Annotated in this window: 25 protein-coding genes; 8 read left to right on the plus strand and 17 right to left on the minus strand. The window is 62.3% G+C overall.

The features are described 5' to 3' along the window. Positions 1 to 136 precede the first annotated feature (136 nt). Entirely contained in the window at positions 137 to 1,132 is a 996-nt protein-coding gene (locus tag C4N04_RS09690) for a KpsF/GutQ family sugar-phosphate isomerase (protein WP_009986194.1), read from the plus strand. Between the two features lie 14 nt (positions 1,133 to 1,146). Here the strand turns inward: C4N04_RS09690 and C4N04_RS09695 are convergent, their stop codons facing one another. The 10 genes from C4N04_RS09695 to C4N04_RS09740 all read right to left on the minus strand — a co-directional run bounded on the left by C4N04_RS09695 (position 1,147) and on the right by C4N04_RS09740 (position 12,698). After that, positions 1,147 to 1,602 carry an NfeD family protein gene (locus C4N04_RS09695; RefSeq protein WP_038691241.1) on the minus strand — a complete coding sequence of 152 codons (456 nt, stop codon included), beginning with the start codon at positions 1,600 to 1,602 and terminating at the stop codon, positions 1,147 to 1,149. 3 nt (positions 1,603 to 1,605) lie between these two features. Continuing rightward, positions 1,606 to 2,640 (minus strand): SPFH domain-containing protein, encoded by a 1,035-nt coding sequence (locus tag C4N04_RS09700; RefSeq protein WP_039622177.1) that lies wholly within the window; start codon positions 2,638 to 2,640, stop codon positions 1,606 to 1,608. A gap of 174 nt (positions 2,641 to 2,814) precedes the next feature. Next, a complete protein-coding gene (hemH, locus tag C4N04_RS09705; protein WP_106795947.1) occupies positions 2,815 to 3,849 on the minus strand; it encodes a ferrochelatase in 1,035 nt (344 codons plus the stop codon). 126 nt (positions 3,850 to 3,975) lie between these two features. Beyond that, a complete protein-coding gene (locus tag C4N04_RS09710) occupies positions 3,976 to 5,988 on the minus strand; it encodes a bifunctional metallophosphatase/5'-nucleotidase (RefSeq protein ID WP_077990640.1) in 2,013 nt (670 codons plus the stop codon). A 408-nt stretch (positions 5,989 to 6,396) separates the two neighbouring features. Then, positions 6,397 to 6,771, minus strand: a complete 375-nt coding sequence (locus C4N04_RS09715) for a hypothetical protein (protein ID WP_077990638.1) — start codon at positions 6,769 to 6,771, stop codon at positions 6,397 to 6,399. A gap of 170 nt (positions 6,772 to 6,941) precedes the next feature. After that, on the minus strand, positions 6,942 to 8,393 hold the full coding sequence (locus C4N04_RS09720; protein WP_077990635.1) for a homospermidine synthase: 1,452 nt from the start codon (positions 8,391 to 8,393) through the stop codon (positions 6,942 to 6,944). Positions 8,394 to 8,557: 164 nt separating this feature from the next. Next, positions 8,558 to 8,842: a YciI family protein gene (locus C4N04_RS09725; protein WP_077990632.1), complete on the minus strand. Its 285-nt coding sequence runs from the start codon at positions 8,840 to 8,842 to the stop codon at positions 8,558 to 8,560. A gap of 2 nt (positions 8,843 to 8,844) precedes the next feature. Further along, entirely contained in the window at positions 8,845 to 9,474 is a 630-nt protein-coding gene (locus tag C4N04_RS09730; RefSeq protein ID WP_077990858.1) for an aminotransferase class IV family protein, read from the minus strand. Next, positions 9,471 to 10,628: an aminodeoxychorismate synthase component I gene (locus tag C4N04_RS09735; RefSeq protein ID WP_077990630.1), complete on the minus strand. Its 1,158-nt coding sequence runs from the start codon at positions 10,626 to 10,628 to the stop codon at positions 9,471 to 9,473. Before C4N04_RS09735 ends, C4N04_RS09730 begins: the two co-directional genes overlap by 4 nt. Before the next feature lie 216 nt (positions 10,629 to 10,844). After that, positions 10,845 to 12,698 (minus strand): M3 family oligoendopeptidase, encoded by a 1,854-nt coding sequence (locus C4N04_RS09740; protein WP_077990625.1) that lies wholly within the window; start codon positions 12,696 to 12,698, stop codon positions 10,845 to 10,847. A gap of 207 nt (positions 12,699 to 12,905) precedes the next feature. Here C4N04_RS09740 and C4N04_RS09745 point away from each other — a divergent pair, with 207 nt between their 5' ends. Continuing rightward, a complete protein-coding gene (locus tag C4N04_RS09745; protein ID WP_077990622.1) occupies positions 12,906 to 14,453 on the plus strand; it encodes a sigma-54 dependent transcriptional regulator in 1,548 nt (515 codons plus the stop codon). A 178-nt stretch (positions 14,454 to 14,631) separates the two neighbouring features. Next, a complete protein-coding gene (locus tag C4N04_RS09750; protein ID WP_077990619.1) occupies positions 14,632 to 16,473 on the plus strand; it encodes a DUF882 domain-containing protein in 1,842 nt (613 codons plus the stop codon). A 167-nt stretch (positions 16,474 to 16,640) separates the two neighbouring features. Here C4N04_RS09750 and C4N04_RS09755 read toward each other — a convergent pair whose 3' ends face one another. The 3 genes from C4N04_RS09755 to C4N04_RS09765 form a co-directional block, all read right to left on the minus strand. Continuing rightward, a complete protein-coding gene (locus C4N04_RS09755; RefSeq protein ID WP_003585771.1) occupies positions 16,641 to 16,904 on the minus strand; it encodes a DUF2312 domain-containing protein in 264 nt (87 codons plus the stop codon). Positions 16,905 to 16,992: 88 nt separating this feature from the next. Further along, a complete protein-coding gene (locus tag C4N04_RS09760; protein WP_009996634.1) occupies positions 16,993 to 17,298 on the minus strand; it encodes a DUF1244 domain-containing protein in 306 nt (101 codons plus the stop codon). A gap of 15 nt (positions 17,299 to 17,313) precedes the next feature. Beyond that, positions 17,314 to 18,102, minus strand: a complete 789-nt coding sequence (locus tag C4N04_RS09765) for an N-formylglutamate amidohydrolase (RefSeq protein ID WP_077990856.1) — start codon at positions 18,100 to 18,102, stop codon at positions 17,314 to 17,316. A 200-nt stretch (positions 18,103 to 18,302) separates the two neighbouring features. Here C4N04_RS09765 and C4N04_RS09770 point away from each other — a divergent pair, with 200 nt between their 5' ends. The 3 genes from C4N04_RS09770 (at position 18,303) to C4N04_RS09780 (ending at position 20,987) form a co-directional block, all read left to right on the plus strand. Beyond that, positions 18,303 to 18,788 (plus strand): DUF1036 domain-containing protein, encoded by a 486-nt coding sequence (locus tag C4N04_RS09770; protein ID WP_086156370.1) that lies wholly within the window; start codon positions 18,303 to 18,305, stop codon positions 18,786 to 18,788. After that, a complete protein-coding gene (gene pyk / locus C4N04_RS09775; RefSeq protein WP_038691224.1) occupies positions 18,788 to 20,227 on the plus strand; it encodes a pyruvate kinase in 1,440 nt (479 codons plus the stop codon). The genes C4N04_RS09770 and pyk overlap by 1 nt, the downstream gene beginning before the upstream one ends. 124 nt (positions 20,228 to 20,351) lie before the next feature. Further along, complete coding sequence (locus C4N04_RS09780) at positions 20,352 to 20,987, plus strand: LysE family translocator (RefSeq protein ID WP_009994970.1); 636 nt, start codon at positions 20,352 to 20,354, stop codon at positions 20,985 to 20,987. An 8-nt stretch (positions 20,988 to 20,995) separates the two neighbouring features. Here C4N04_RS09780 and C4N04_RS09785 read toward each other — a convergent pair whose 3' ends face one another. Together C4N04_RS09785 and C4N04_RS09790 are read right to left on the minus strand one after the other, a co-directional pair. Continuing rightward, the gene (locus tag C4N04_RS09785; RefSeq protein WP_009994969.1) at positions 20,996 to 21,547 is read right to left on the minus strand and encodes a DUF4865 family protein; all 552 of its coding nucleotides are present in this window, start codon (positions 21,545 to 21,547) and stop codon (positions 20,996 to 20,998) included. Then, a complete protein-coding gene (locus C4N04_RS09790; RefSeq protein WP_106795948.1) occupies positions 21,544 to 21,963 on the minus strand; it encodes a tautomerase family protein in 420 nt (139 codons plus the stop codon). Before C4N04_RS09790 ends, C4N04_RS09785 begins: the two co-directional genes overlap by 4 nt. A gap of 117 nt (positions 21,964 to 22,080) precedes the next feature. Here C4N04_RS09790 and C4N04_RS09795 point away from each other — a divergent pair, with 117 nt between their 5' ends. Continuing rightward, entirely contained in the window at positions 22,081 to 22,974 is an 894-nt protein-coding gene (locus C4N04_RS09795) for a LysR substrate-binding domain-containing protein (RefSeq protein WP_077990617.1), read from the plus strand. 52 nt (positions 22,975 to 23,026) lie between these two features. Here C4N04_RS09795 and C4N04_RS09800 read toward each other — a convergent pair whose 3' ends face one another. Beyond that, positions 23,027 to 23,971 carry a GlxA family transcriptional regulator gene (locus C4N04_RS09800; protein WP_106796007.1) on the minus strand — a complete coding sequence of 315 codons (945 nt, stop codon included), beginning with the start codon at positions 23,969 to 23,971 and terminating at the stop codon, positions 23,027 to 23,029. Between the two features lie 128 nt (positions 23,972 to 24,099). Here C4N04_RS09800 and C4N04_RS09805 point away from each other — a divergent pair, with 128 nt between their 5' ends. After that, a complete protein-coding gene (locus tag C4N04_RS09805) occupies positions 24,100 to 24,912 on the plus strand; it encodes an SDR family oxidoreductase (protein WP_038691217.1) in 813 nt (270 codons plus the stop codon). Between the two features lie 66 nt (positions 24,913 to 24,978). On the opposite strand, the gene C4N04_RS09810 is transcribed toward C4N04_RS09805, so the two are convergent. Beyond that, the gene (locus tag C4N04_RS09810; protein ID WP_077990614.1) at positions 24,979 to 25,953 is read right to left on the minus strand and encodes a threonine/serine dehydratase; all 975 of its coding nucleotides are present in this window, start codon (positions 25,951 to 25,953) and stop codon (positions 24,979 to 24,981) included. Positions 25,954 to 26,052: the final 99 nt, after the last annotated feature.

Raw genomic sequence — 26,052 nt, forward strand, 5'->3', positions numbered from 1 at the left:
GCGCCTGACATGCTTTCGGTTCTTACCCAAAGGTAAAGCCTCGTGGTTAATCATTCGTTGCCGACGGTGGGCGCCGTTCACAATTCGGAAAGAGGCCGGGGTGGACTTGGAAAGTGAAAAGGTCTAACGCAATTCCATGAACAGAAGAGCGATAAAACTGGTCGAAAACGGCGTGCTCGAATCAGCAAAACGCACGATTGAAATCGAAAAACGCGGTCTTGAAGCGCTCGAACAGGCCTTGGACAATGGATTGGCCGGCCCGTTCACCCGCGCGATCGAAGTCATCGGCGATATCTCCGGCCGGGTGATCGTCACCGGCGTCGGCAAGAGCGGCCATATCGGCGCCAAGCTGGCGGCGACCTTCGCGTCGACCGGGACGCCCGCCTTCTTCGTGCATGCGGCCGAAGCCAATCACGGCGATCTCGGCATGATCGCGCGCGACGACGTCGTGCTGGCGATTTCCAAAGGTGGCGAAAGCGCCGAGCTCAAGAGCATCATTTCCTTCACGCGGCGCTTCTCCATTCCGCTGATTGCGCTCACCTGCGGCGAACACTCCTCGCTTGCCACGGCCGCCGATATCGTGCTTCTCGTGCCGAACGAGCAGGAGGCCTGCCCCAACGGGCTGGCGCCGACGACCTCGACACTGATGCAGCTTGCGCTTGGCGATGCCTTGGCAGTAGCGCTCCTGGAGGCGCGCGGCTTTACCGCCACCGATTTCCACGTCTTCCATCCCGGCGGCAAACTCGGCGCCAGCCTGACGCATGTCGCCGACATCATGCATACCGGCGAGCGGGTGCCGCTCGTGGCCAAGGGCACGCCGATGCCGGAAGCGATCACCGTGCTATCGCGCAAGCACTTCGGCTGCGTCGGCGTGCTCGACGAAGAGGGACGGCTCTGCGGCATCGTCACCGAAGGCGACATGGCGCGAAACCTGACCCGCAATCTCGCCGAGCTTGCCGTCGACGACATCATGACGAAGACGCCGAAGACGGTGAAGCCGACGATGCTGGCGACCGCGGCCCTGGCGCTGCTCAATCAGCACAGCATCGGCGCGCTGATCGTCATCGACGAGGACAGACGGCCGCTCGGATTGGTGCATTTCCATGACCTGCTGCGGATCGGCGTCGCCTGATCGGCCCTGTTTGATCAGACGGGTTCGACCCTGAGGTCGCGGCCGTTGCTCGCCACCACCTTCACCTGTGTGCCCACGGGCAGATCAGGCCCCATTACCTGCCACAATGTATCGTCGAGACGGATTCGGCCGCGGCCTTCGCGGATCGGCTCGTGCAGCGTCGCGGTACGGCCGACCAGGCTCGCGCCGCGCTGATTGAGGAAGGGCTCGTCGGTGGCGGCATTGCGTAGCATCAGCCTGCGGCCGGCGAAGGTCGTGGCAACGGCGAGCAGGGCAAAAAAGATCGCCTGCAGCTCCCAGACCCAGAAGGCACTATCCCAGAAGAGCAGCGACAATGCGCCGACGATCAAGGCGGCGAGGCCGATCCACACCAGGAAGAAGCCGGGCACGATCATTTCGGCGGCGAGCAGAACCAGGCCAACAACCCACCAGCTCCACGGACCGAGTTCGGCGATGATCTTCGCCAGCATGGCTTAGCGCTCCTGATCGGGATTGAAGGGATTGGGGCTCGGCGGATTGATCGGCGGGGTCGAGCGGACGGGTGCGGGGCGCGGACGCGGCGGCGGCGGCGTTGCCGAGTTGTTGCCGGCATCGCCGAAGACCTCGCGGGCAATGGCGCCGATGCCGCCGAGGGAACTGAGGATAGAGGAGGCTTCCATCGGCATCAGCACGATCTTGGAGTTGGGCGCCGAACCGACCGAGGCGAGCGCTTCTGTGTATTTCTGCGCAACGAAATAGTTGATCGCCTGAACGTCGCCGGCGGCAATCGCCTCGGAGACCATCCTCGTCGCCTTGGCTTCAGCCTCGGCAAGCCGCTCGCGGGCTTCCGCATTGCGGAAGGCGGCCTCACGCTGGCCTTCCGCCTGCAGGATGGCGGATTGTTTGGCGCCTTCGGCCCTCAGAATCTGCGCGTTGCGCGAGCCTTCGGCTTCCAAGACCTGGGCGCGCTTCTCGCGCTCGGCCTTCATCTGGCGGGCCATGGCATCGACGAGGTCGCGTGGCGGCTGGATGTCCTTGATTTCGACGCGGGTGACCTTGATGCCCCAGGGCTGCACGGCCTCGTCGACGACGCGCAGCAAGCGGTCGTTGATCGCATCGCGGTTGGAAAGCAGTTCGTCGAGATCCATGGAACCCATGACCGAGCGGATATTGGTCATGGTGAGATTAAGGATGGCGTTTTCGAGGTGGGAAACCTGATAGGCGGCCTGGGCGGCGTTCAGCACCTGATAGAAGGCGACGGCATCGGCGGAAACCGATGCATTGTCCTTGGTGATCACCTCCTGCGTCGGCACATCAAGCACCTGTTCCATCACATTCATCCGCGCGCCGACGCGCTCGATGAAGGGGGTGATGAGGTTCAGACCAGGCTCCAGCGTGCGGGTATAACGCCCGAAGCGCTCGATCGTGTAGCGGTAGCCTTGCGGCACGGTCTTGATCCCGGCAAAAAGCACCAGGATGACGAAGATGACGAGCACGATCACGACGATGTCGAAGCCGCCGAACAGCATGAAAAATTCCTCCCAACGGCGCGTGCGCCCACTCACTGATGTGGGGAGTTAGCACGTTCTTCGCGAGGAAGAAATGCCACACGGAGGCCACACTTCCACCTCCACGTGAAAAGCAGGTTTCCTCTCGCTAAGATCCGCGGGCTGCCGCCGGTTATCCCTGCGGCGCCGTTATTCTCAGGCCCAGCCCTGCAATTCTCGGCGGACGACCTTTTCCAGCACCTTCATGCCGTCATCGCTGTCGTTGAGGCAGGGAATATGCGCAAATTTCTCGCCGCCGTTTTCGTGGAAGGAGTGGGCGGCCTGTTCGGCGATCTCTTCAAGAGTTTCCAGACAGTCGGAAACGAAGCCGGGGTTGATGACGGCGATGCGCTTGACGCCGTCCTGGGCGAGTTTCTCCACCGTCTTGTCGGTATAGGGTTGCAGCCATTCCTCCGGCCCGAAGCGGGACTGGAAGGTGACCATGAAATTTTGCTGGGTGATGCCGAGCCGCTCGCGCAGCAGCCGGCCGGTCTTCCGGCACTGGCAGTAATAAGGGTCGCCCTGCTTGAAATAAGACATCGGAATGCCGTGGAAGGAGGCGAGCAGCATCTCCGGCTTCCAGTCGAGCGACGAGAGATGACTTTCGACGGATTGGGCAAGCGCCTCGATATAGGTCTCGTCGTCATGATAGTCGGGCACGGTGCGCAGCGCCGGCTGCCAGCGCATGGACAGCAGCTTATGGAAGGCCTTGTCGTTGACGGTTGCGGTCGTCGCCGCGGCATATTGCGGATAAAGCGGGAAGAGTACGATACGATCGCAGCCCTCCTGCTTCAGCGCCTCGATGCGCGAGGCGATCGACGGCGTGCCGTAGCGCATTGCCCAGTCGACCTTGACGTTCTCAAGATCCTTGAGGCGCCCGGCCATCAACTCTGCCTGATTGCGCGTGTAGGTGCGCAGATAGCTTTCGTTCTTTTCCTTGTTCCAGATCAGCTCATAAGCCTTGCCGACCTTCTGCGGGCGGGTATTGAGCACGAGGCCGAACAGGATCGGGTACCACTTCCAGCGAGACCATTCGATGACACGGCGATCGGTCAGGAATTCCCTGAGATAGCGACGCATCGACGTGTAGTCGGTGCCGTCAGGCGTGCCGAGATTGACCAGCAGGACCCCGATTTTGCCTGACTTGACCGCCGGATGGTCGGCCGGGCGGAGAGAAATATCTGCTGTCATTCTGGCCCCAACGCTCTCGTCTGTCTCGTCGGCTCATACGCAGCCGGAAGACCATGGTTCACCCTATAGAAAGAAAAACCGGCCCGGGAAACCCCGGACCGGCCGTTGCAACCGGGACAAATTGTCTTATTTCGCCGGAACTTCGATCTCCTTGCCAACCGTCAGGTGGCGCGGGTTCGGACTGCCGTTCGCCTCCGAGAGCTTCCGCCACAGGGTGCCATCGCCATAGAAGGTGACGGCGAGGTCCCAGAAGGTGTCGCCCGCCGCGATGACGTGGGTGGACGGCGTCGTGGTGGCAGGCGCGGAGGCAGCCGGCGCTGGTTCCGGAGCAGGCGCGGGTGCTGCTGGCGTGGCCGGGGCTGGCGCAGCAGGGACAGGCTCGGTGGTTGGTGCTGGCGTGGCCGGTGCCGCAGGGGCGGGCTCGGTAGCCGGTGCGGGTGTCGCAGGGGCAGGCGCGGGCTCTGTTGCCGGTGCAGGTGCTGCCGGCGCGGGAGCGGGAGTAGCCGGTTCGGCAGCGGGTGCCTGTGCTATGGTCGCGCCGATTTCTGTGACGCGGCCATCGGTATAGGGCTTATAGGGAGAGTGGGCGGCCAAAAATTCGGCTGTCACGTCGGCAAGATCCGGACCGTAGTCATAGGCGTTCTTGCCTTCCTTAAAGATCGAATAGCCGTCGCCGCCGGCCCGCATGAAGTTATTGGTGGCGACCTTATAGGTCTTGGCCTGGTCGATCGGAGCGAAATTGTCGCCCTCCTTCACCTGGACATCGCTGACGCGGCTGCCGACGGGCTTCGACTGGTCGAACGAGAATTTCAGGCCGGCGACCTGCGGAAAGCGGCCGGCGCCCTGATCAATCTGGCTGACGCCGTTTTCGAGCGCCTTGACGATGTCTGCGCCGGTGGCCTCAAAAGTGGCGAGCGTATTCTGGAAAGGCAGGACGGTGATGACCTCGCCCTGGGTGACATCGCCGCCATCGATCGACGCACGCAGGCCGCCGCCGTTCTGAACGGCGATGGTGACGCCCTGGTTCTTCGTGCGGTCGAGCATGGCGTCGGCCACCAGATTGCCCATCGAGCATTCCTTGACGCGGCAGACCTTACGATCGCCCTCGATCGGGCCTTCGGAGGCGCCGATCACCTTCTTGCGCAATTCCTCGATCGGCTTTGCCAGTTCGGCGACGCGGGTGACGACAGCCGGATCGGGTGTGAAGGACGAGTCGATCAGGATCGGGTCGCCCTTGGCATCCTTGACGACGCCGTTATCGTCGAAATTGACGACGATATCACCGAGATATTTGCTGTAGGAGGCGGCCTGGACGACCGGCACCTTGTAGCCGCCGGGATTGTCGACCATCGTCGGATATGGGCCTTCGGCCTTCGGATCGGTGTTGGACAGCAGGCTGTGCGAATGGCCGCCGACGACGACATCGACGTCGGGAATCTTGGCGATGAAAGCGAGGTCGCGGGGATAGCCGACATGGGTCAGCGCGATGATCTTGTTGACGCCCTGGCCCTTCAGGTCCTGGACCGCGGCGGTGATGGTCTGAACGTCATCTTCGATGGTGACGTTCGGGCCGGGCGAAGACAGCTCCGGCGTATCGTTGGTGACGGCGCCGACGATGCCAATCTTCTGGCCACCGACGTCGAGCACCAGCGAGGGCTTGATGCGGTCGCCGAGCTTGGAGGCAGCCGTCGCCTTGACGTTGGCCGTCACGACGGGGAACTGCACCTTGTCGAGGAAGGTGGCAAGCCCGTCTTCGCTGTCGTCGAATTCATGGTTGCCGACGGTCATGGCGTCGAACTTCATCAGGTTGAGGAATTCGGCTTCGGCCGCGCCCTTATAGGTGGTGTAGAAGAGCGAGCCCTGGAAATTGTCGCCGGCATTCAGCAGAAGGACATTCTTGCCCGATAGCGCCTGGCGGCGCTGGTCGATCGCGGTCTTCAGGCGGGCAGCGCCCCCGAAGCATTCCTTCTTGCCTTCCTCCTCGGCCGAGCAGGTGGAATCGAACTTGTTGATCGATTCGATGCGGGAATGGAAATCGTTGATATGAAGAATATTGAGTTCGTAATCCGCAAAGGCGGCGCCCGCGCTCAGCGCCAGCATGGACGCGGTCAAAAGACCGAAGCTGAAAGACTTCGTCATCCCTGTTCTCCTGATTGAGGCGAAAGATCCCCCTCGCCGATCCCTTCCATAGTCCGCCGGGGCGGTACCCGGCTTGCCGATGTTCCATGACACGGCATAGGTCTGCAAGGGAAAGCTGGGCCAGGCGGCACTCTTTCCAAGAGGGGCGGGACAAAAAAGCCGGCTGCTCCGGCATTCGCCACCGGCGTCATTACGGTGGAGTTCGTGCACAGCCTCGGTAATATTCGGAACCGAAGGAAGCGCGCTGACGCCATAGATCAGCACGACCGGCAAGGCGAAGACCAACCTGCAGCGGGCGCGATAGACGTTGGCCGGCAAAACGGCGGCCAACGCGGCAAGCGGTATTGCGAGCAGAATGAGGTAACCGGCGATGGCCCGGATGGTGTGCTCGGCCTATGGCCTCACGCTTCAGCCGCGGCGGGAAAGCGTGAATTGGGACCCTGTTGCGGTGGTGCAATTAAGCTGGGTTGGTCCAATGAGGGCGCAATTGACGAGAGAGGTTGTTTTTTTCACATTCGAGTAAAGGTTAATCTGAATAATTTGATCAGGTCCGACCGTATAAGTTCCCGATGCCATCTGCGTGTTTGTTCCGTCGCTTGTGCGAGTTACAAACTGCCCACCTGTGAAGGTGGAGGTTAAGCCATTGGCATCCGTCCATTCGCCTTCAACAGAATTCGTAACGGGTGGGGCGGCTGCAACCACCCTCTGTCGCGGCTCCGATGAAACGCAGGCGGCAAGAGCGGCCGCGGCTCCGACAAGAACGAGACCAGTTCTGATTTTCATAAGGCTTCTCCCGGCGATTCGGCGTGGCGGTCACCCGCCAAGTTCGGGCAAAACATGGCGTGCGCCCGCCATGAAGGCAAGGCTTGGCGCGGCGGGGGCGCCATTTATACAGCCAGCGTTACAAAAATGCCCGCCTTGCGGCGGGCATCATCGAGCTTGTGCGAGCACTCTCAGCGAACGAGAATGTTGCGGAACTGCCACGGATCCTTGGTGTCGATATCCTCTGGGAAGAGGCCCGGACGGCCGTCGAGCGGGGTCCAGTCGGTGTAATGACCTTCGACCGGGCCGAGATAGGGCATCTGCACTTCGAGGCAGCGCTTGTAGTCGATCTCGTCGGCTTCGACGATGCCGGCCGTCGGGTTTTCCAGCGCCCAGACCATGCCGGCGAGAACAGCTGATGTGACCTGCAGGCCGGTGGCGTTCTGATAGGGCGCGATGCGGCGGGTTTCCTCGAGCGATAGTCGCGAGCCATACCAATAAGCGTTCTTCTCATGGCCGTAGAGCAGAACGCCGAGTTCGTCGATGCCGTCCTCCAGTTCGTCCTCATCGAGAACGTGATGGACCGGCTGCGGCGTGCCACCATTGCCGAACATCTCGTGCAGGGAGAGCACGGCGTCATTGGCCGGATGGTAGGCGTAGTGGCAGGTCGGGCGGAAGGTCACTTCGCCGTCCTTGTCGCGGACCGTGAAATAATCGGCGATCGAGATCGACTCGTTATGGGTGACGAGGAAGCCGTACTGCGGGCCCGGCGTCGGGCACCAGGTGCGCACGCGGGTGTTGGCGCCCGGCTGCTCCAGGTAGATCGCCGCCTTGTTGCCCTTCTTGTGCTGCTTGGCGTTCTTCGGCATCCATTCTTCATGGGTGCCCCAGCCGAGTTCGGCCGGCTGCATGCCTTCGGAGATGAAGCCTTCGACGGACCAGGTGTTCCAGAAGACGTTGAGCGGCTTCGGATGCTTGGTGCGCTGGGTGTCGCGCTCGGCAATGTGGATGCCCTTGACGCCGAGCTTCTTCATCAGCTTCGCCCAGCCTTCGCGATCGTGCTGGTCCGGTTCCTCGAACTTCAGGCCGATGTCATTGGCGAGGTTGACGAGCGCCTGCTTGACGAACCAGGAAACCATGCCCGGGTTGGCGCCGCAGGTCGAGACAGCGGTGGCGCCGCCCGGGTTCTTGGCCTTTTCCTTGCGCACGGTTTCGCGCAGCGCATAGTTGGTGCGGTCGGCGTTGCTCATGCCCTTGTCGAAATAGAAGCCGAGCCAGGGCTCGACGACCGTGTCGATGTAGAGGACGTCGAGCTTGCGGCAGAGCTTGATAATGTCGAGCGAGGAAGTGTCGACCGAGAGGTTGACGCAGAAACCCTGGCCTTCGCCTTCCGTCAGGAGCGGCTTCAGCAGCTCCTTGTAATTGTCCTTGGTGACATATTCCTTGATGTGGCGGACGCCGTGCTTCTTCAGAATTTCCATGTCGGAGGGTTCTTCACGTGGGTCGATGACGACCATCCGGCTTTTGTCGAATTTGAAGTGGCGCTCGATCAGCGGCAGGGTGCCGCGGCCAATGGAGCCAAAGCCGATCATCACGATCGGACCGGTAATTTCGGCATATACCGGGTGGTTCTTGTCCGTCATTCTTTTCTCCTGTGGAAGGGGACGAAGGCGTTCAGCCTGAAGAATTCTTTTTTGAAATTGCCGCAGAAATGCGAGGTGACCGGCTCTAACCACAAAACGGCGTCACAATAAAGAGTGTTGACCGGGAAAGGTCGAATATCGGGACGAGATCATCTAACCGAAAATCAACGTTTCAGAATTTCAAGCCCTTCGGCGGTCGTCGTCATGGCAAGCTCGGTAATCTCGTATTCAGCGACGTTGTGGATGGTGAAGGGGTCCGCTGCCACATAAGCCTCGATTGCGGCGCGCTCGCCGATTGCGAGGATAGCGCCGCCGGTGCGCGGCACCTTGCGGCCGGAGGCGAGAAACCAGCCCTTGGCATAACCCTCCTTCACCCAGGCCATGTGCGGCTCCATGTGCCTGTCGGCTTCCTCGTTGGACTTACGATAGGTGAGGGAGAGAATGAACATTTTCAGTTCCTGACAAGTTTGGCGCGGATCAGGCCGCGCAGCGAGTTGCCGATATAAAGCGTGCCGGCATCGAGTTCGGCCAGTGTGAGGCGGCCGACACGCGCCTTGCGCGTGCAAATGAGTTCGGTGCGCAGCACGCCCGCAAGCAGGCCGCAGGAGATCGGCGGAGTGCGCAGCGTGCCGGTTCCGTCATCCAGGAAGACGGAGGTGATGGTGCCCTCGCAAACCTCGCCGCGCTCGTTCAGCAGGATGACTTCGTCGGCCTCATCCGGCGCATATTCGGCTCGCGCCACCTCGTAGACGGCGCGGCGGGTGGTCTTGTGGCGTAGCAGCCTGTCGGTGGAATCAAGACGGGTCTCGGCGATGCGCACCGTCCAGACCGTCTCCGGCGCCAGCGGCACGAAAGCCGCGCTCGTTACCTCGATGCGACCCTGCGCGTCGAAGGTCAGGCGGATGCGCAGCGGACCGGCGGCGCCCGCAACGGCGTCCTCGAGCTTGGCGGCGGCATCGACCGGCTGCGGGAAGCCAAGGCGACGGGCGGAGCGGGAAAGCCGGGCGAAATGCAGCCGCAGGCGGATGAAGCCGTCGCCAGGCTGCCAGCGCAGCGTCTCGATCAACGAAAAATCCGTCATCGCGCGATCCATTGGTCGCCGACGGCGAAGCGGGCCTTGAGCAGGCATTCCTCATATTCGGCCTCGGCGGTCGAATCGAAGACGATGCCGCCGCCGACATTAAAGACAGCCCTGCCGCCGTCAAAAAGCGTGATGGTGCGGATCGCGACGGAAAAACGCATGGCGCCGCTCGGCGAGATCATGCCGATCGCGCCACAATAGGCGTCGCGGGGAGCATCCTCCAGCGCGTGGAGGATTTCCATCGCCCGCATCTTCGGTGCGCCGGTGATCGAACCGCAGGGAAAGAGGGCGGAGAAGATGTCGCGGATCGAAAGGCCGGGGATGAGCCTTGCCTGCACATGGCTGACCATCTGGTGGACGGTCGGATATGTCTCGACATCGAAGAGCTTCGGGACATCGAGCGTGCCGACCTCGGTGATGCGTGAGATATCGTTGCGCAGCAGATCGACGATCATGCGGTTTTCGGCCTGCGTCTTGATATCATTGCGCATGGCTTCGATGATTTCGGCATCCTCGGCGGCGGTGGCGCCGCGTTTGGCCGTGCCTTTCATCGGATGGGTCTCGATCCAGCCTTGCTCATCGGTGCGGAAGAACAGTTCGGGCGAGCGCGACAGGATGACGGGGCCGCCGAGATCGACCAGCGCACCATATTTGACCGGTTGGCGTTCGATCAGCGACCAGAAGGCGGCATGCGGATCGCCATTCCAGCGGGTCTCGACTGGCATGGTGAGGTTCGCCTGGTAGGCGTCGCCGAGCCTGAGATGCTCGTGAAGACGGTCGAAACGCTCTTTATATATAGGGAAATCCCAAGCGGCTTTCGGGGCCGTGAGGAATTCCTCGTTTTCCAGACGCTGTTTCGGCTGGGCAAGCGGGTGTGTGTCCGCTTGCGGGGCTTCGAAGACGCCGAAAAGGAGAAGCGGTGTTTCGCGGATTTCGTCGGCGAAGGAGGCGAGTTTGTCCTCGAAAAGGTATCCGGCCTCGTAGGCCATGTAACCGGCGAGCCATTTGCCTGCGGCCTTTGCTTCTTCCATGCGGGCGAGGCCGGCAAAGAATTCGGTGCTCGTCCTGGCGACGATGAGTTCCGACGGCTTAGCGAAAAGCATCACCTGGCCGGTCGTGTCGTCGCGGAAGAGAATATAGGGTTGATCGGACACGCAACGCTTTCAGTTGTTCTGCTCCCCATGGCTCGGATGCGATCGGGAGCGTCAGACATTTTCTCTCTTCTCCCCTCGGGGAGAAGATGCCCGAAGGGCAGATGAGGGGTGGAGCGAAGCGACGTCCTGAGCATATGCGAAGGAGAGCGGCTGCCGTGCAGCCCCCTCATCCGCCTGCCGGCACCTTCTCCCCGAGGGGAGAAGGGACTCGCTCTCTTAAGCCTTATCCAAAGCTTCCAGTTCGTCGATCAGCCCTTCAATCATCGACAGGCCGTGGCTCCAGAACGACGGATCGGTGGCGTCGAGGCCGAAAGGCTTCAAAAGTTCCGAATGATGCTTGGTGCCGCCGGCCTTCAGCAGTTCGAAATACTTCTCCTGGAAACCCGTCTCGGCCTTCTGGTAGACGGCATAGAGCGAATTCACCAGGCAATCGCCGAAGGCATAGGCGTAGACATAGAAGGGCGAGTGGATGAAATGGGGGATATAGGCCCAATAGGTCTCGTAGCCCTCGGAGATGCTGATCGCCGGCCCGAGGCTTTCGGACTGGACGGAGAGCCAGAGTTCGCCGATGTCGTCGGCGGTGAGTTCACCTGATTTGCGGGCAGTGTGCAGCTTACGCTCGAATTCGTAGAAGGCGATCTGGCGCACGACCGTGTTGATCATGTCCTCGACCTTCTGGGCGAGCATCGCCTTGCGCTCACGCTTGTCGGTGGTCTTTTCGAGGAGCGCGCGGAAGGTCAGCATCTCGCCGAAGACGGAGGCGGTTTCGGCAAGCGTCAGCGGCGTCTGGCACATCAGCGCTCCCTGCGCGCCGGCCAGAACCTGGTGCACGCCGTGGCCGAGTTCATGGGCAAGCGTCATCACGTCGCGCGGCTTGCCCAAGTAATTGACGAGCACATAGGGATGGGCCGAGGGAACCGTCGGATGGGCGAAGGCGCCGGGCGCCTTGCCGGGGCGGACCGGGGCGTCGATCCATTGTTCGTCGAAGAAGCGCCTGGCGATATCAGCCATCTCAGGAGCGAAATTGCCGTAGGCCGACAGCACCGTGTCCTTCGCGTCGGACCAGGAGATGACGGCGCTGGAGGTTTCCGGAAGCGGCGCGTTGCGGTCCCAGAAGTTCATCTGCTCCATGCCGAGCCATTTAGCCTTCATCTTATAATAGCGGTGCGAAAGGCGGGGATAGGCTTCGCGAACGGCGGCGGCGAGCGCGTCGACGACCTCGCGTTCGACCCGGTTTGCGAGGTGCCTGGAGTCGGCAATGTCCTCGAAGCCGCGCCAGCGGTCGGAAATATCCTTGTCCTTGGCAAGCGTGTTGGTGATCAGCGTGAAGATGCGGATATTGGCCTTGAATGTTTCGGCGAGCGCCATGGCGGCCTTGCGGCGCACTTCCGGATCCTTCTCCTGCAACATGTTCAAGGCGACCTCGAGCGGCACTTTCTCGCCATCGATCTCGTAGCGGAGTTCCGCCATGGTTTCGTCGAACAGGCGATTGAAGGCGGCGGCCGAAGTCATCGACTTCTCGAGGAAGAGCTGCTCCAGCCTGTCGTCGAGTTGATACGGTTTGTCTTTCCTGAGATCGATGAGCCAGGGACGATAATGGCCGGCATCGGGGTCGCTGGCGATGCAGGCGTCGATGACCGCGTCGTCGATGCGGTTCAGCTCCAACGCGAAGAACAGGAGATGGCCCGAGAATTCGGTGAGCTTGGCCTGCACGTCGCCGTAGAGCTTGCCGTTGGTCGGGTTTGTGGTGTCGGAGAAATAGGTTAGGCCGGCAAAGGAGCCGAGCCGGCCCATAATGTCATCAAGCGCTTCATATTCTTTCAGCGCCGCGCCGATGCCCTCGGTGCCGGTTTTCGTCGCGGCCTCGGCAAGTTTGCCCTTCCACCTTTCCTCGAAGGTGATTGCGGCCTTGCCCGCCTTTTCCATGTCGGCGACGAAGGCGGTTGACGTGGCGGAGGGGTAAAGGTCCTGCAGCTTCCAGACCGGCAGATCGCCGAGCGCCGGATCGGCGGGCCCGGCTGGGGCTGCAGGCGACAAACGAAGGCTGGCGTGCTGGAGCTTGATTTTCATGAACGCAATTCCTCTCCACTTTATTACAGGTCTGTTTGAATAAGCGTGAGAAGGCGCCGCATCAAGGGCCTTTCGGCCCATCGAAGGCCCCGCTTCGGCACGAAAAACGGCCGTCGCAATCGTTAAAATGCAATTATTTCTCAAAACTGGATGTTCAAGCCTTTCTGCCAGAGTGCCCTCCAAGGTTTCGCATGAAGTGGAGCGACAATGACCGGTTACAATGAGCTCAAGGGAGCAGGGCAAATACTCGTGGTCGAAGACGACCCGGTGCAGCGCCGCCTGCTCAAAAACGCAATCGAGCGTCACGGCCATGTCGTGCACCAGGCGGAGAACGGCCGGATCGGCCTGGAAATGGTCAAGCGCGACAGCGGCCTTTTCAACGTCATCGTGCTCGATCTGATGATGCCGGAGATGACCGGCCTTGAATTCCTCGACGCGCTTCACGAATTCGGCACGCAGATCCCGGTCATCGTGCAGACGGGCCAAGGCGGCATCGAAACCGTGGTACAGGCGATGCGCGCCGGCGCCTTCGATTTCGTCGTCAAGCCGGTCTCTCCCGAACGCATCGCCACGTCGATCTCCAATGCAATGAAGCTCGACCAGCGCGAGGTCAAGGCACGGGCTGGACGCCGGTCGCGCTCGGGCGCGGTAGGTTTCGACGACATCGTCTCGGCAAGCCCGGCGATGATCCGCGTCATCGATCTCGCTCAGCGGGCGGCTCAATCCAACATTCCCGTCGTGCTCGAAGGTGAATCCGGCGTCGGCAAGGAGCTGGTGGCACGCGCCATCCAGTCCGGCGGCGAACGCTCGAACAAGCCGTTCGTCACCGTCAATTGCGGGGCGATCCCGCACAACCTCGTCGAAAGCATTCTCTTCGGCCACGAGAAGGGCGCCTTCACCGGCGCGACCGAACGTCACATCGGCAAGTTCATGGAGGCCGACGGCGGCACCATCTTCCTCGACGAGATCGGCGACCTGCCCCTCGAAGTACAGGTGAAGCTGCTGCGCGCGGTGCAGCAGGGCGAGATCGAGACCGTCGGTGCGCGCACTGCCCACAAGGTCAATGTCCGGCTGATCTCGGCGACCAACAAGGATCTGATCGAAGAGGTCAAGAATGGCCACTTCCGCGAGGATCTCTACTATCGCCTCAATGTCTTCCCGATCACCATCCCGGCGCTGCGCAAGCGCAAGGAAGACATTCCGCACCTGGTGCGCGTCTTTGCCGACCGCTTCTCCAGCGAGCAGAAGAACGGCCGCCGCATGACGGTGAACTCAGGCGCGCTGGCGCTGCTGACCGCCTATGACTGGCCGGGCAATATCCGCCAGCTCGAAAACGCGATCTTCCGCGCGGTCGTTCTCGCCGAGGGGCCGGAGCTGACCGAGGCGGACTTCCCGCAGATCGCCGCCCAGCTTCCGGAATATGAAGTGGTGGATCACCTGGCGCTCGTCGCCGACAATACCGGCCTCGACCCGGACGAAGCCTATAGCGAAGAATACCGGGCGCCGATGCAGGGGGAGGTTCACCACCACCGCCTGTCCGAGACCCCCGAAAATGCAATCGCCAGCGTCAACCCCTCAGGCGACGTGCGCAAGCTTGCCGATGTCGAGGAGGAGCTCATCCGATTCGCACTCAAATTCTATCGCGGACAGATGAGTCAAGTGGCGCGCAAGCTTGGCATCGGACGATCCACACTTTATCGCAAACTCAAAGATTACGGCATCGACCCCGATAATCCCCAGAAAGATGCGGCTTAAGCCCTATTTATTAAGACTCAGGCAACCACGATTTGTTACTGATCATAAACCACTTGTTAGTGGCTCGTTCACTATGTAAAGAAAAGGTTGATCATGTGTGGCATTTTTGCCATCGTGTGACCGCATTTGACAGTCATCTGAGACAGTACGGGACATTGTCTGTCTGACGGGGATCGAGTTGCCGAATCTGAATGGGAATTCCAAGCCTTCGCGCTTGAGCTGGCGTTCTTTGTGCGCCGACATCTGCGGAAAGGCAGTGAGGACGGCGGCGGCCGCCCTTCTTGCGCTTGCGGTTTCCTCGCCGGTATTCGTCAGTACGCCGTCTCAGGCAGCGGGCGACACCCGCAGCCTCAAGCTCTATTTCATCCATACCGGCGAAAAAGCCGTCATCACCTACAAGCGCAACGGCAAGTTCGACCCCAAGGGTCTGGAGCAGCTGAACCGCTTTCTGCGCGACTGGCGCAAGAACCAGCCGACGAAGATGGATCCACGCCTGTTCGACCTGATCTGGGAAGTCTATCGCCAGAGCGGTTCACGGGACTACATCAACGTCGTCTGCGGTTTCCGCTCGCCGGCGACCAATGAAATGCTGCGCGGCCGCTCACGCAAATCCGGCGTTGCCGAAAAGAGCCAGCACATGCTCGGCAAGGCGATGGACTTCTTCATTCCCGACGTCAAGCTGGCGACGCTTCGCGCCATCGGCATGAAGATGCAGGTCGGCGGTGTCGGCTTCTATCCGAAGTCCGGTTCGCCCTTCGTGCACATGGACGTCGGCGGTGTTCGCGCCTGGCCGCGCATGAGCCGCGACGAGCTTGTCCGGCTTTTCCCGAACGGCAATACCATCCATATTCCGGCCGACGGCAAGCCGCTGCCGGGCTATCAGCAGGCAATGGCCGACTACAAGCGCCGCGCCAGCGGCACGCAGATCGAGATCGCCAGCGCTTCCGAATCGGCACCGAAGCACAAGACGCTGTTTGAGGCGCTTTTCGGTGGCGGAGCCGACGAGCAGGAAGACGATTCCGACGATTCGGCCCCGGTCGCCGTCGCCAAGGCAACGCCGCCGAAGGCCGAGCCTGCCCCTGCCGAGCCGCAGCAGACCGAGGTCGCCGATGTGAACGCGCCGGTGCCGCAGGTTCGTCCGGCATTCAGCAACCAGCCGGCCGGCAGCGAAGTGGCAAACGCGCTGGTCGCGCCGTCTTCGGGTAATGCCGCGCAGCAGGCTCTAGCCGCCGCGCTCCCGGCCGATCAGGCCCAGCCGCAGCAATTCGCCGATCTCAGCGCCTACAGCATCCCGGTTCCCTCGCTTCTTGGTCAGCGCCGCGCGCCCGGCGATGCCGAAGTCGCGTCGACCGATCCCGCCATGTCGAACGGCATGCCGGTTCCGACGCCGGTCGAACGTCCTGCCCTTGCCGAGAAGCTTCTCGCTGCGGCCAATGCCGATCCGGAAGCAGAGGCCGACGAGGCCGATCAGGACGGCGGACTGTCTCCTGCCCTTGCCGATGCGCTCGACCAGCAGAACAAGGGTGACGAAAACCAGGTCGCCGCGCATGCGCCCGAGATGACGGTGGAGCAGGCGATCAACGCGGCGATGCCGCAACAGACGCCTGCCCAGAAACCGTCGCTTCAACTCGCAGCCCTGGCGCCAGCAACAAAGTCGGCAAGCTTCGGCGACGCCTTCGACGAACCGGCCGCCGAAAACGCCGTGGTGCCGGCTCTTCCCACCAAGGGTGGCCGCCCGACGCAGAAGCAGGCCGCCGCAGCAGACGCCAGCCGCGCGACGGTGCGTACCGAGCCGAAGCTGACGCAGAAGATGATTTCGCAGTGGGCGCTGACCAATGCCCGTCTCGAAATGGCCTCCAAGCAGGTCAAGGCGCCGCGCTTCGTCAGCCAGACGATGCGCGCCCAGCCGACCGCCGTCTATGCCGAAGGCTTCAACGTCAAGACCGCTTCGGTCGATCCGGCTCGCTTTAGTGGCACGGCCGTCAACTTCATGGAAGTGCGCAAGTTCAACACGAACTGAGCGTGCCGATCATCGGAATATCGAAAAACCGCTGGAGCAATCCGGCGGTTTTTCTTTTGGTTGGTTCGATCGGACTCTGTCGATGTTCGGCCCGGCGCGTTTTCCGCAAAAGAAAAGCCGCCGGATTGCTCCAGCGGCTTGTCGACATATCAGCGATACCAGTCGGATCAGCCTTCCGGCGGGGACTCGATCATGCCGAGCGCGTGCAGGTAGGTGTCGAGGATCGCTTCCTCTTCCATGCGCTCCTGCTCGTCCTTTTTGCGCAACGCCACGACCTTCTTCAGGATCTTGGTGTCGAAGCCCATTCCCTTGGCTTCGCCGTAGACGTCCTTGATGTCGTCGGCGATTGTCTTTTTTTCTTCTTCCAGCCGTTCAATGCGCTCGATGAAAGCGCGAAGCTGGTCGCGGGCGACGCCATGAGCATCAGACATCGTGTTCTCCTGATTGGGATGATCATTTTGGATGCCCGTGACTGCCGCGAAGCGGCGCGAGGGTCAAGCCTATTCGCCGCGTGATGGGCTATTTGTGCGGGTTGTTCAGTTCAAAAGCGGCCTTTTGCACAGGCGAGGCCTCGTTTTGGTGGAGATTTTTCCAGTCCTCGTAAGTCATGCCGTAGACCATTTCGCGCGATTCGTCCTTCGTCACTGCCACACCCTCGGCCTCGGCCGCTTCGCGATACCAGTTCGACAGGCAGTTGCGGCAGAAGCCGGCCAGGTTCATCAAGTCGATGTTCTGCACGTCGCTGCGCTCACGAAGATGCGCGACGAGGCGGCGGAAGGCGGCGGCTTCGAATTCGGTCTGCTGTTCTTTGCTGAGCGCGGTCATCTCGCTTTCCTTCATTCAATAGGGGCCGGTGCGCGACGGATGGACGTCGTATTCGTGCAGGGCAGGATCGGCGTTCATCGCCGCAAAGATCGGCGCAAGGCGTTCGGCCCATGCAGCAATCCCGGTCTCGTCTGCGATCAGATCCTGGCGCACTTCGAGCAGCGCATGCGGGATGCCGGTTATCATGCAGTGCCGGTACATGGTATCGCCCTTCAGGGCGCCGTCATAGGGCTCGTTGTCGCCGACGAAGAGGTCCGGATCGGCGCGCAGCATGTCGAGCAGCGGGCCGACGGCGCGTCGGTCGCTGTCCCAGAGGACTGCGGCATGCCAGGGACGGGGGATCCCTTTCCATGCCGGCGTGAAGGAATGCAGCGACAGCACCAGCGGCGCCCGGCCGGCGGCATTCGCCACCTTATCGATCGTTGCCGCCACGGCATTGTGATAGGGGCGATGGAAAGTCTCGATACGATACTCCCACTCCTGCCGCCCGATCGGATGATTGCCCGAGATGACGGCCCCGTCGGAAATCCTCATGATCAGCGTCGGATCATCCTCGCCGCGGTTCGGGTCGATCAGCAGGCGCGAGAAGCCGCCAAGCACCGCGGGCACGCCGAGTCTCGCCGAGAGCTGCCGCGTCAGGCCCTCGATCCCGATGTCATAGGCGATGTGGCGGGCAAAGGCCGCATCGGGCAGGCCGAGCCGGCCATATCGCGCGGGGAGGCGGTTCATCGCGTGATCGGCGAGGATCACCATGCCTTTGTCATGTTTGCCGGGTAGGATTTCGAAGGATTGGAAGTCGTCCATGAAGGATTTGCCATTCGTCATTGCGCAGTCGGCCTCACTGATCGCATGGGGCTGCCGCCGGTTCAAGCGCGACAAGCGGCGAGAACGGAGACGACCCTTGACGCGCAGTTTATGAAAGGAAATATAATCGATTAGCATCGCGTTGACTTTCGCATGACGGCGGCGCAAGAAGACACGGATACGAATAACCGTGGAGCTATTTGGGAGCCGTGTTGATTCAAGCCGCGCCAAGTTTCCGCACGCGGTCCGGACCGCTGGTCCGACTCGCTCTGTTCGCTCTTGCAGCTTTTATGCCGTTCTTCATCGCAGATGCCGCACGCGCCGATTTTCGCGTCTGCAACGGAACACAGAATCTCGTCGGCGTTGCGATCGGATACAGGGCCAAGGATGGCTGGGTCACGGAAGGCTGGTGGCAAGTGCCGGCAACGACCTGCGCCACGCTGATCGAGGGAGAACTGCAGTCGCGTTATTATTACCTCTACGCAGAGGACGCCGCCCGGGGAGGACGATGGACGGGGGATGTCCAGATGTGCGTGGCGGAAAATGAGTTCAAGATCTCGGGTGTGCAGGATTGTTATGCCCGCGGTTACCAGAAGATGGGATTCAAGGAATACGACACCGGCCGTCAGGGCAGCTGGATGGTCCAACTCTCCGACACCCCAGGGACGCAAGAAAGCCAGAATTGATGAAGCGTAATCGCAAAATTAAAATCCTCGCCACCCTCGGGCCCGCCTCCTCCGAGGAATCGATGATCGAGAAGCTGCACCAGGCCGGTGCCGATGTCTTCCGCATCAATATGAGCCATGCGAGCCACGACCTGATGCGTACGCTCATCCAGCGTATCCGCTCGGTCGAGGCCCGCTCCGGCCGGCCGATCGGCATTCTGGCCGACCTGCAGGGGCCGAAACTGCGCGTCGGCAAGTTCGTCGACAGCAAGGTCGATCTGAAGCCCGGCCAGACTTTCACGCTCGACAACAACGAAGCGCTCGGCGACCAGACCCGTGTCTATCTGCCGCACCCGGAAATCCTGGAATCGGTGCAGCCCGGCCATCGCCTGCTGATCGACGACGGCAAGCTCGCGCTCCGCGCCGAAAAATGCGACGGCAAGAGCATCGTCACGACGGTTATATCCGGTACCCGCATTTCCGACCGCAAGGGTGTCAGCCTTCCCGACACGCTGCTCGGCGTCGGCTCACTGACGGACAAGGACCGCGCCGACCTCGACGCCGTGCTTGCCACGGACGATGTCGACTGGGTGGCGCTGTCCTTCGTCCAGCGTCCCGACGACCTTGCCGAAGTGCGCAAGATCGCCCGTGGCCGTGTCGGCCTGATGTCGAAGATCGAAAAGCCGCAGGCCCTCGAGCGCATCGAGGAAATCATCGAGCTTTCCGACGCCTTGATGGTCGCCCGCGGCGATCTCGGTGTCGAAATGCCGCTCGAATCGGTTCCCGGCATCCAGAAGCAGCTGATCCGCGCCTGCCGCCGTTCGGGCAAGCCGGTCGTCGTCGCCACGCAGATGCTGGAATCGATGATCTCGGCGCCGGTGCCGACGCGCGCCGAAGTGTCGGACGTTGCGACCGCCGTCTTCGAAGGTGCCGATGCCGTCATGCTCTCGGCCGAATCGGCTTCGGGCGATTATCCGATCGAAGCCGTCTCGACCATGGCGTCGATTGCCACGGCCATCGAGCGCGAGCCGCATTATCCCGGCATCATCTATGCCCAGCGCGCCCAGCCGGAAGCGACCGGCGCCGATGCGATCTCGCTTGCGGCCCGCCAGATCGCCGAAACGCTGAAGCTGTCGGCGATCGTCTGTTATACCTCGTCGGGCACGACAGGCCTTCGCGCCTCGCGCGAGCGTCCGCAGGTGCCGATCCTGGCGCTGTCGCCGATCATCAAGACGGCGCGCCGGCTTGCCATCGTCTGGGGCCTGCATTGCGTCGTCACCCATGACGCCACCGATCTCGACGACATGGTCAACCGCGCCTGCCGCATCGTTGCGGACGAAGGCTTCGGCAAGCCGGGCGACCGCATCATCATCTCGGCCGGCGTGCCGCTCGGCACGCCCGGCGCCACCAACATGATCCGCATTGCCTATATCGGTTCCGACGGCCAGAGCGGCATCTGATCCGATCGCGTCCGTTCGAAAGCCCGCTGCCTCGAGGAGGCGGCGGGCTTTTTCGTTGATAGGGTATCATTGCCAAGAGCTCCTGGGCGTGCAAGTTTCGACCGGTGGATTGGGAGGGATCGTCATGGATATCGTCACGCTTGCCGCCTTTGCAGCCGTTTCCTTTGTCGGTATTGCGACGCCGGGGCCAACAGTGCTGCTGGCCCTGACCAACGGTTCGCGGCATGGTCTGCGCCGGGCAATTGCCGGAATGATCGGCGCGGTGCTTTCCGATTTCGTGCTGATCGGCGCCGTGGCGGTCGGGCTCGGCGCGCTGCTGGCGGCATCCGAATTCTGGTTCTCGATGCTGAAATGGGCGGGTGCTGCTTACCTTGCCTTTCTCGGCATCATGCTGCTGCGCTCGAGAGGCGGGATCGATGCGGCGTTGCAAGCAGGTGCGCCGGCCGGCGCGGCGTCGACTTTCTCGATCGGCCTGAAGAGTTTCATGGTCGCGGCGACCAATCCGAAGGGCTATCTGTTCTTCTCGGCTTTCCTGCCGCAGTTTATCGATCCTACCCAGCCGCAGGCAGGGCAATATGCGCTGCTGGCGCTGGTCTTTGCCGCGCTCGATTTCGTCATCATGTTCGGCTACGCGTTCTTCGGTTCGCAGGCGGTGCGTTTCCTGAAGAGCTCAGGCACCCTTTGGCTGGAGCGGGCCTGCGGCGGCGCGCTCCTGGCGCTTGCGGGCTCGCTTGCCTTCTATCGCCGAGCGACCGTTTGACGTCAGCGTCAGGGAAGGGACAGGTGACCGACGCGATAGGCCTGCGTCTGCGCGCCGATCTCTGGAATCTCTCGCCATAGCCTGAAGCGCACTCGCGTCCATGTCGTCGGTTCGAAGCCGGAGACGGAGGCGAGCGCGCCGCCTGCCGCAACCTCGGCTTCAGCCTGCGCGCTTTCGGCCCGCCGGATATCAGCGAGGGGCGCGTAAGGCTCAGTCAACAGGATATCGCGGGTCGCGAATCTTGCAGCAGCGATCTCAGCCGAAAGCTCGGCCTGCCAGACAATCCAGGTTCTGACCGTAGGCCAGCCGAAGGCGCCGGTCAGGGCTTCGAATCCCGCGCCGCAGAGAAAGTCGCTTGCCCCTTCCGGTTTCTGCCAGAGATAGAAGGGCGCATAGAGATTGTCGCGGCTGGCGCATTCGCCTCGGCGGGCGCCGAGATAGGCTTTGAAGCCGAGATTGGGAAAACCGTCTAGCAGCGGCCCCTTGTCGCGGATGCGTCGGTCGACGATCGACATGTCGTAATCGGCGGGCAGGGTGAAGCTGTATTGCATGGCAATCATGAGCGTTCCCCTGCTGCCCGCAGCCGCCAGTCGGGATCCGTCATCTGCGCGATACCGTTGCCGAAGGACCAGTCTTCCGGGGCGCTGGTGCTGATGACGATCATCACGTCTTCCGGCTGAAGACCCGGCGATTGCGCCAGGAGATCGACAAGCCGGCGATAGAGCGCCGCCTTCATCTCGGCCGTTCGGGGTCGGCCGATGGTGATCGAGATATAGACGAAATCGCCGGAGCGCGGGCCGGCGAGATAGCTGCTGTCGAAGATCAGCTCGTTCTCATCATGCTGGTGGATGGCCTGGAAGCGATCGTCCTCAGGCACGTCGAAGGTCTTGACCAGGGCGCGCTGGATGGCGTCGGCGAGTGCCGCGAGATAGTCCGGCGACTTGCCTTTGCGAAGGGAAATGCGAACAAAGGGCATCGGGATCTCCATTGTTGGGGCCGTCCGGCGGCCTTGACAACAGCACCATCGCACGGCACGATGATGCTGAAAATCAGAATATTTTGGATAAATAATCCCGAAAATCTGGACTGTGTGATGCGGCGGACCATCTTCGATCTTGACGTGCTTCGAACCTTTTCGACCGGCATGGAGCTCGGCAATTTTGCCAAGGCGGCCGAAAGGCTCGGGCGTTCGACCTCGGCGGTCAGCGCGCAGCTGAAGAAGCTGGAGGAACAGGCGGGCACGCCGATCTTCCGCAAGGCGGGGCGCGGGCTGGCGCTGACCGATGCCGGTGAGACGATGCTCGGCTATGCCAGGCGGCTGTTGGAACTCAACGACGAGGCGGCCGCCGCCGTGCACAGCATCGAGCTGGAGGGCTGGGTGCGGCTTGGGCTGCAGGAGGATTTCGGAGAGACCTTGTTGCCCGAGGTGCTCGGCCGTTTCGCCCGCGCCCATCCGAAGGTCCGCATCGAGGCGCGGGTGGCACGCAATACCGAACTGCTCGAGCGCGTCACATCAGGCAAGCTCGATCTGGCGCTTGCCTGGAGCGACGGCGCGATGACGGCACATTGCGAGCGAATCGGCGAAGTGCCGATGTGCTGGATCGGGCCTGTCGAGGGGCCGCTCGGCTGGCATGCGGCCAGCGGCGAACCGATGCCGCTCGCTTCGCTGGAGGCGCCGTGCCTGTTGCGCACCGCGGCGACAAAGGCGCTTGATGCGGCCGGCATTTCCTGGCGGCTCGCCTTCGTCAGTGCAAGTCTCGGCGGCCTCTGGGCGGCGACGGCAGCCGGCCTCGGTCTCACCATCCGCACGCCAATCGGCCTGCCGGCGAAGCTCCGGCCGCTGACGCCCGCGACGCTCGGCCTGCCCGACCTGCCGAAGCTTGGTCTGGTCCTGCATCGGGCCGAAGCCGAACTGCAACCGGCGGCGGCGCGGCTTGGCGAACTGGTGATGCAATCCGTGCATGAGGCGTTGGTCTCTGCACATTGACCCTTCCTGCTGACGGTTGATCGTGGCATCCGGCTTGAAAGGGCCGGATGCCTCAAGCCTGATGTTGCTGCTGGGCGCTGCGGCGGATCGCCTGCGGCGGCTGGCCGAAAGCGCGCAGGAAGGCGCGGCGCATGCGCTCGCGGTCGGCGAAACCGGTTTCGCGGGCAACGACGTCGATCGGGTGCCGGCCCTGCTCCATCATCAGGCGGGCTGCTTCAAGCCGCAGGTTCTCGACGGCCTTGGCCGGTGATTGTCCGGTTTCGGCGCGGAAGGCGCGGCTGAACTGGCGAGGGCTGAGATGGGCCGCTTCCGCCAATTCTTCGACGGAAAGCGTCGATTTCAGATTGCCGCGGGCGTGGGCGAGCGCCTTCTGGATGCGGTCGGATTTGGGCTCCAGTTCCAGCAGGGCTGAAAATTGCGACTGACCGCCGGCGCGCCTGTGATAGACGACGAGCGTGCGGGCAACGGCGCGCGCTACCTCGAAACCATGGTCCTTCTCGACCATCGCCAAAGCCAGATCGAGACCGGCCGTCATGCCGGCCGAAGTCCAGACCGATCCGTCGACGATGAAGATCCGGTCTTCTTCCATCCTTATTTTGGGATAACGGCTTTGCAGTTCGCGGGAGACATACCAGTGCGTGGTCGCGCGGCGGCCGTCGAGGATACCGGCTTCGGCAAGGAAGAAGGCGCCGGTGCAGATCGAGGCCAGACGACGTGTGGCGGGCAGGGCGGCGCGGATGAAATCGGCTTCCGCAGCATTCGGAAGCCTGATACCCGGTGCTCCGGCCACGATCAGCGTATCGAAGTTCGGCTCGCCGAAGGCCTCCGTCTCCATCACCATACCAAGCGAGTTTGCAATCGGCCCGCCATTTTCGGAGAGGTAGCGGATCTCGTAGACCTTTTCCTCGAGTTCGAGATTGGCGAACTCGAAGGCTGAGATCGCCGCCAGGCTCATGATCTGGAAGCCGGGATAGAGCAGAAAGCCGATTCGCTGCATGGTCATCGAGTCCTGAAAAGAGGATGTCCTGAAAGGTGGTATATATGACATTCAGGTCATTCACAATCGGGCGTAAGACTCTCCTCAAGCGCAAGGCATCGGGCCGGCGCAATTGAAGGAGACGGGCCATGACGCAGGAACGCAATATACCGGAGCATAGGGGCACGGCGCTGATAACCGGCGCATCTTCGGGCATTGGAGCAATCTATGCCCATAGGCTGGCGAAGCAGGGTTACGACCTGATCATCGTCGCCCGCAACGGCGAGCGGCTGAAGGCGCTGGCAAGCCGGCTGACCGATGAAACCGGCCGGACCGTCGAGACCGTCACCGCCGATCTCGGCAACAGGGCAGACCTTGCCCGCGTCGAAGGCGTGCTTAGGCAAGACCGGAGCATCACGCTTCTCGTCAACAATGCCGGCTTCGGCGGAACGGCGCCGCTGCTTTCCGCCGATGTCGACAAGATGCAGGAGATGATCGAGCTCAACGTCACGGCACTGACGCGGCTGACCTATGCCGCGGTTCCCGGCTTCGTCGCACGCGGCGGCGGCACGATCATCAACATCGCCTCCATCGTCGCGATCGCGCCGGAGCTTCTGAACGGCGTCTACGGCGGTACGAAAGCCTTCGTGCACGCATTCAGCCAGTCGCTGAAGCATGAGCTGGCGGAGAAGAACATCCGCATCCAGGCCGTACTGCCCGGCGCCACGGCAACGGAATTCTGGGGCATCGCCGGCACGCCGGTCGAGCATCTGCCCAACGAGATCGTAATGTCGGCGGAAGACATGGTCGATGCGTCGCTCGCCGGCCTGGAGCAGGGCGAATTCGCGACGATCCCGTCGCTTGAGGATGCCGGTCTGCTTGCCGCCTACGAGCAGGCGCGCCAGGCACTGATGCCGAATCTGTCGCGCGCCGCGCCGGCGAAGCGCTACAACATTGCCTGATTGCCATGGGCAAAGGCCATCCGCGGCTGTTGCGCGGATGGCGAACGGCGTTCATTCGCATGATATTCAGCCGAAACGTTCGAGAGCCATAGCGAAGATATCGGCATCGACATTGCCGCCGGAAGTGACGGCGATGACCGCGTCGCTTTCCAGCGCCTCGCCATGGAAGAGCGCGGCGGCGAGCGCCACGGCGCCTCCGGGCTCGACGACGATCTTCAGCCTGACGAAAGCGAGCGCCATGGCGCGCAGCGCCTCGTCGTCGGTGACGACGATACCGGCGCCGGCAAGGCGCTTGAGGATCGGGAAGGTGATGTTGCCCGGCTGGGGCGTCAGGATCGCATCGCAGATCGAGCCTGATATCGACGCGTTGCGCTCGATCCTGCCGGAGGCGAGCGAGCGGGTCGTGTCGTCGAAATCCCTGGGCTCGCAGGGCCGGACGCGAAGGCCGGGGGCACTGGCTTCGAGGGCAAGGGCGATGCCGGAGGTCAATCCGCCGCCGCCGCAGGGCACGAGAACGTCGGCTGATGTCACGCCCTCTTCTTCGGCCTGTTCGGAAATCTCGAGGCCGGTCGTGCCCTGGCCGGCGATGACCAGCGGTTCGTCGAAGGGTTTGATCAGCGTCAGGCCGCGCTCGGCCGAGAGCCGGGCGCCGATCTCGTCGCGATCCTCGTTGGCGCGGTCGTAGAGCACGACTTCGGCGCCGAAGGCGCGGGTGTTGGCGATCTTCAGCTTCGGCGCATCGCTCGGCATGATGATGACGGCGGGCACGCCGTGCAGCTTGGCAGCCAGCGCCACACCCTGGGCATGGTTGCCGGAGGAAAAGGCGATGACGCCGCGGGCGCGCACGGCCGGATCGAGGCCGGAGACGGCAGACCAGCCGCCGCGAAATTTGAAGGAGCCGGAATGCTGCAGACATTCCGCCTTCACGAACAGGCGCCGGCCGGCGATGTCGTTGAGGAAGGGGGAGGAGAGAAGCGGCGTGCGCCTGATATGGCCGCGCAGACGAGCGCGGGCGGCGACAATCATTTCAATGCTTGCCATTCGGGAATCGTCCTGCTTGGAGAGTTCGCACATGCATAGGATGCGGCACGCCGTTTGTGAACGTCGACTTTGTCACCGTGACATGAATGGAGATCCGCC

The sequence above is a fragment of the Rhizobium sp. H4 genome, from assembly GCF_003013335.1.
GTDB classification, from domain to species: Bacteria; Pseudomonadota; Alphaproteobacteria; order Rhizobiales; family Rhizobiaceae; genus Rhizobium; species Rhizobium sophoriradicis.

Coding starts and splice junctions, on each gene's coding strand:
- C4N04_RS09755 (WP_003585771.1), bottom strand. CDS start 16,904: ATGTCTGATGCTCATGGCGTCGCCCGCGACCAGCTTCGCGCTTTCATC.
- C4N04_RS09765 (WP_077990856.1), bottom strand. CDS start 18,102: ATGGACGACTTCCAATCCTTCGAAATCCTACCCGGCAAACATGACAAA.
- C4N04_RS09795 (WP_077990617.1), top strand. CDS start 22,081: ATGCGGCGGACCATCTTCGATCTTGACGTGCTTCGAACCTTTTCGACC.
- hemH (WP_106795947.1), bottom strand. CDS start 3,849: ATGACAGCAGATATTTCTCTCCGCCCGGCCGACCATCCGGCGGTCAAG.
- C4N04_RS09700 (WP_039622177.1), bottom strand. CDS start 2,640: ATGCTGTTCGGCGGCTTCGACATCGTCGTGATCGTGCTCGTCATCTTC.
- C4N04_RS09710 (WP_077990640.1), bottom strand. CDS start 5,988: ATGACGAAGTCTTTCAGCTTCGGTCTTTTGACCGCGTCCATGCTGGCG.
- C4N04_RS09720 (WP_077990635.1), bottom strand. CDS start 8,393: ATGACGGACAAGAACCACCCGGTATATGCCGAAATTACCGGTCCGATC.
- C4N04_RS09780 (WP_009994970.1), top strand. CDS start 20,352: ATGGATATCGTCACGCTTGCCGCCTTTGCAGCCGTTTCCTTTGTCGGT.
- C4N04_RS09730 (WP_077990858.1), bottom strand. CDS start 9,474: ATGACGGATTTTTCGTTGATCGAGACGCTGCGCTGGCAGCCTGGCGAC.
- C4N04_RS09810 (WP_077990614.1), bottom strand. CDS start 25,953: ATGGCAAGCATTGAAATGATTGTCGCCGCCCGCGCTCGTCTGCGCGGC.
- C4N04_RS09695 (WP_038691241.1), bottom strand. CDS start 1,602: ATGCTGGCGAAGATCATCGCCGAACTCGGTCCGTGGAGCTGGTGGGTT.
- C4N04_RS09790 (WP_106795948.1), bottom strand. CDS start 21,963: ATGCCCTTTGTTCGCATTTCCCTTCGCAAAGGCAAGTCGCCGGACTAT.
- C4N04_RS09690 (WP_009986194.1), top strand. CDS start 137: ATGAACAGAAGAGCGATAAAACTGGTCGAAAACGGCGTGCTCGAATCA.
- C4N04_RS09800 (WP_106796007.1), bottom strand. CDS start 23,971: ATGCAGCGAATCGGCTTTCTGCTCTATCCCGGCTTCCAGATCATGAGC.
- C4N04_RS09785 (WP_009994969.1), bottom strand. CDS start 21,547: ATGATTGCCATGCAATACAGCTTCACCCTGCCCGCCGATTACGACATG.
- C4N04_RS09760 (WP_009996634.1), bottom strand. CDS start 17,298: ATGACCGCGCTCAGCAAAGAACAGCAGACCGAATTCGAAGCCGCCGCC.
- C4N04_RS09745 (WP_077990622.1), top strand. CDS start 12,906: ATGACCGGTTACAATGAGCTCAAGGGAGCAGGGCAAATACTCGTGGTC.
- C4N04_RS09715 (WP_077990638.1), bottom strand. CDS start 6,771: ATGAAAATCAGAACTGGTCTCGTTCTTGTCGGAGCCGCGGCCGCTCTT.
- C4N04_RS09725 (WP_077990632.1), bottom strand. CDS start 8,842: ATGTTCATTCTCTCCCTCACCTATCGTAAGTCCAACGAGGAAGCCGAC.
- C4N04_RS09740 (WP_077990625.1), bottom strand. CDS start 12,698: ATGAAAATCAAGCTCCAGCACGCCAGCCTTCGTTTGTCGCCTGCAGCC.
- C4N04_RS09805 (WP_038691217.1), top strand. CDS start 24,100: ATGACGCAGGAACGCAATATACCGGAGCATAGGGGCACGGCGCTGATA.
- pyk (WP_038691224.1), top strand. CDS start 18,788: ATGAAGCGTAATCGCAAAATTAAAATCCTCGCCACCCTCGGGCCCGCC.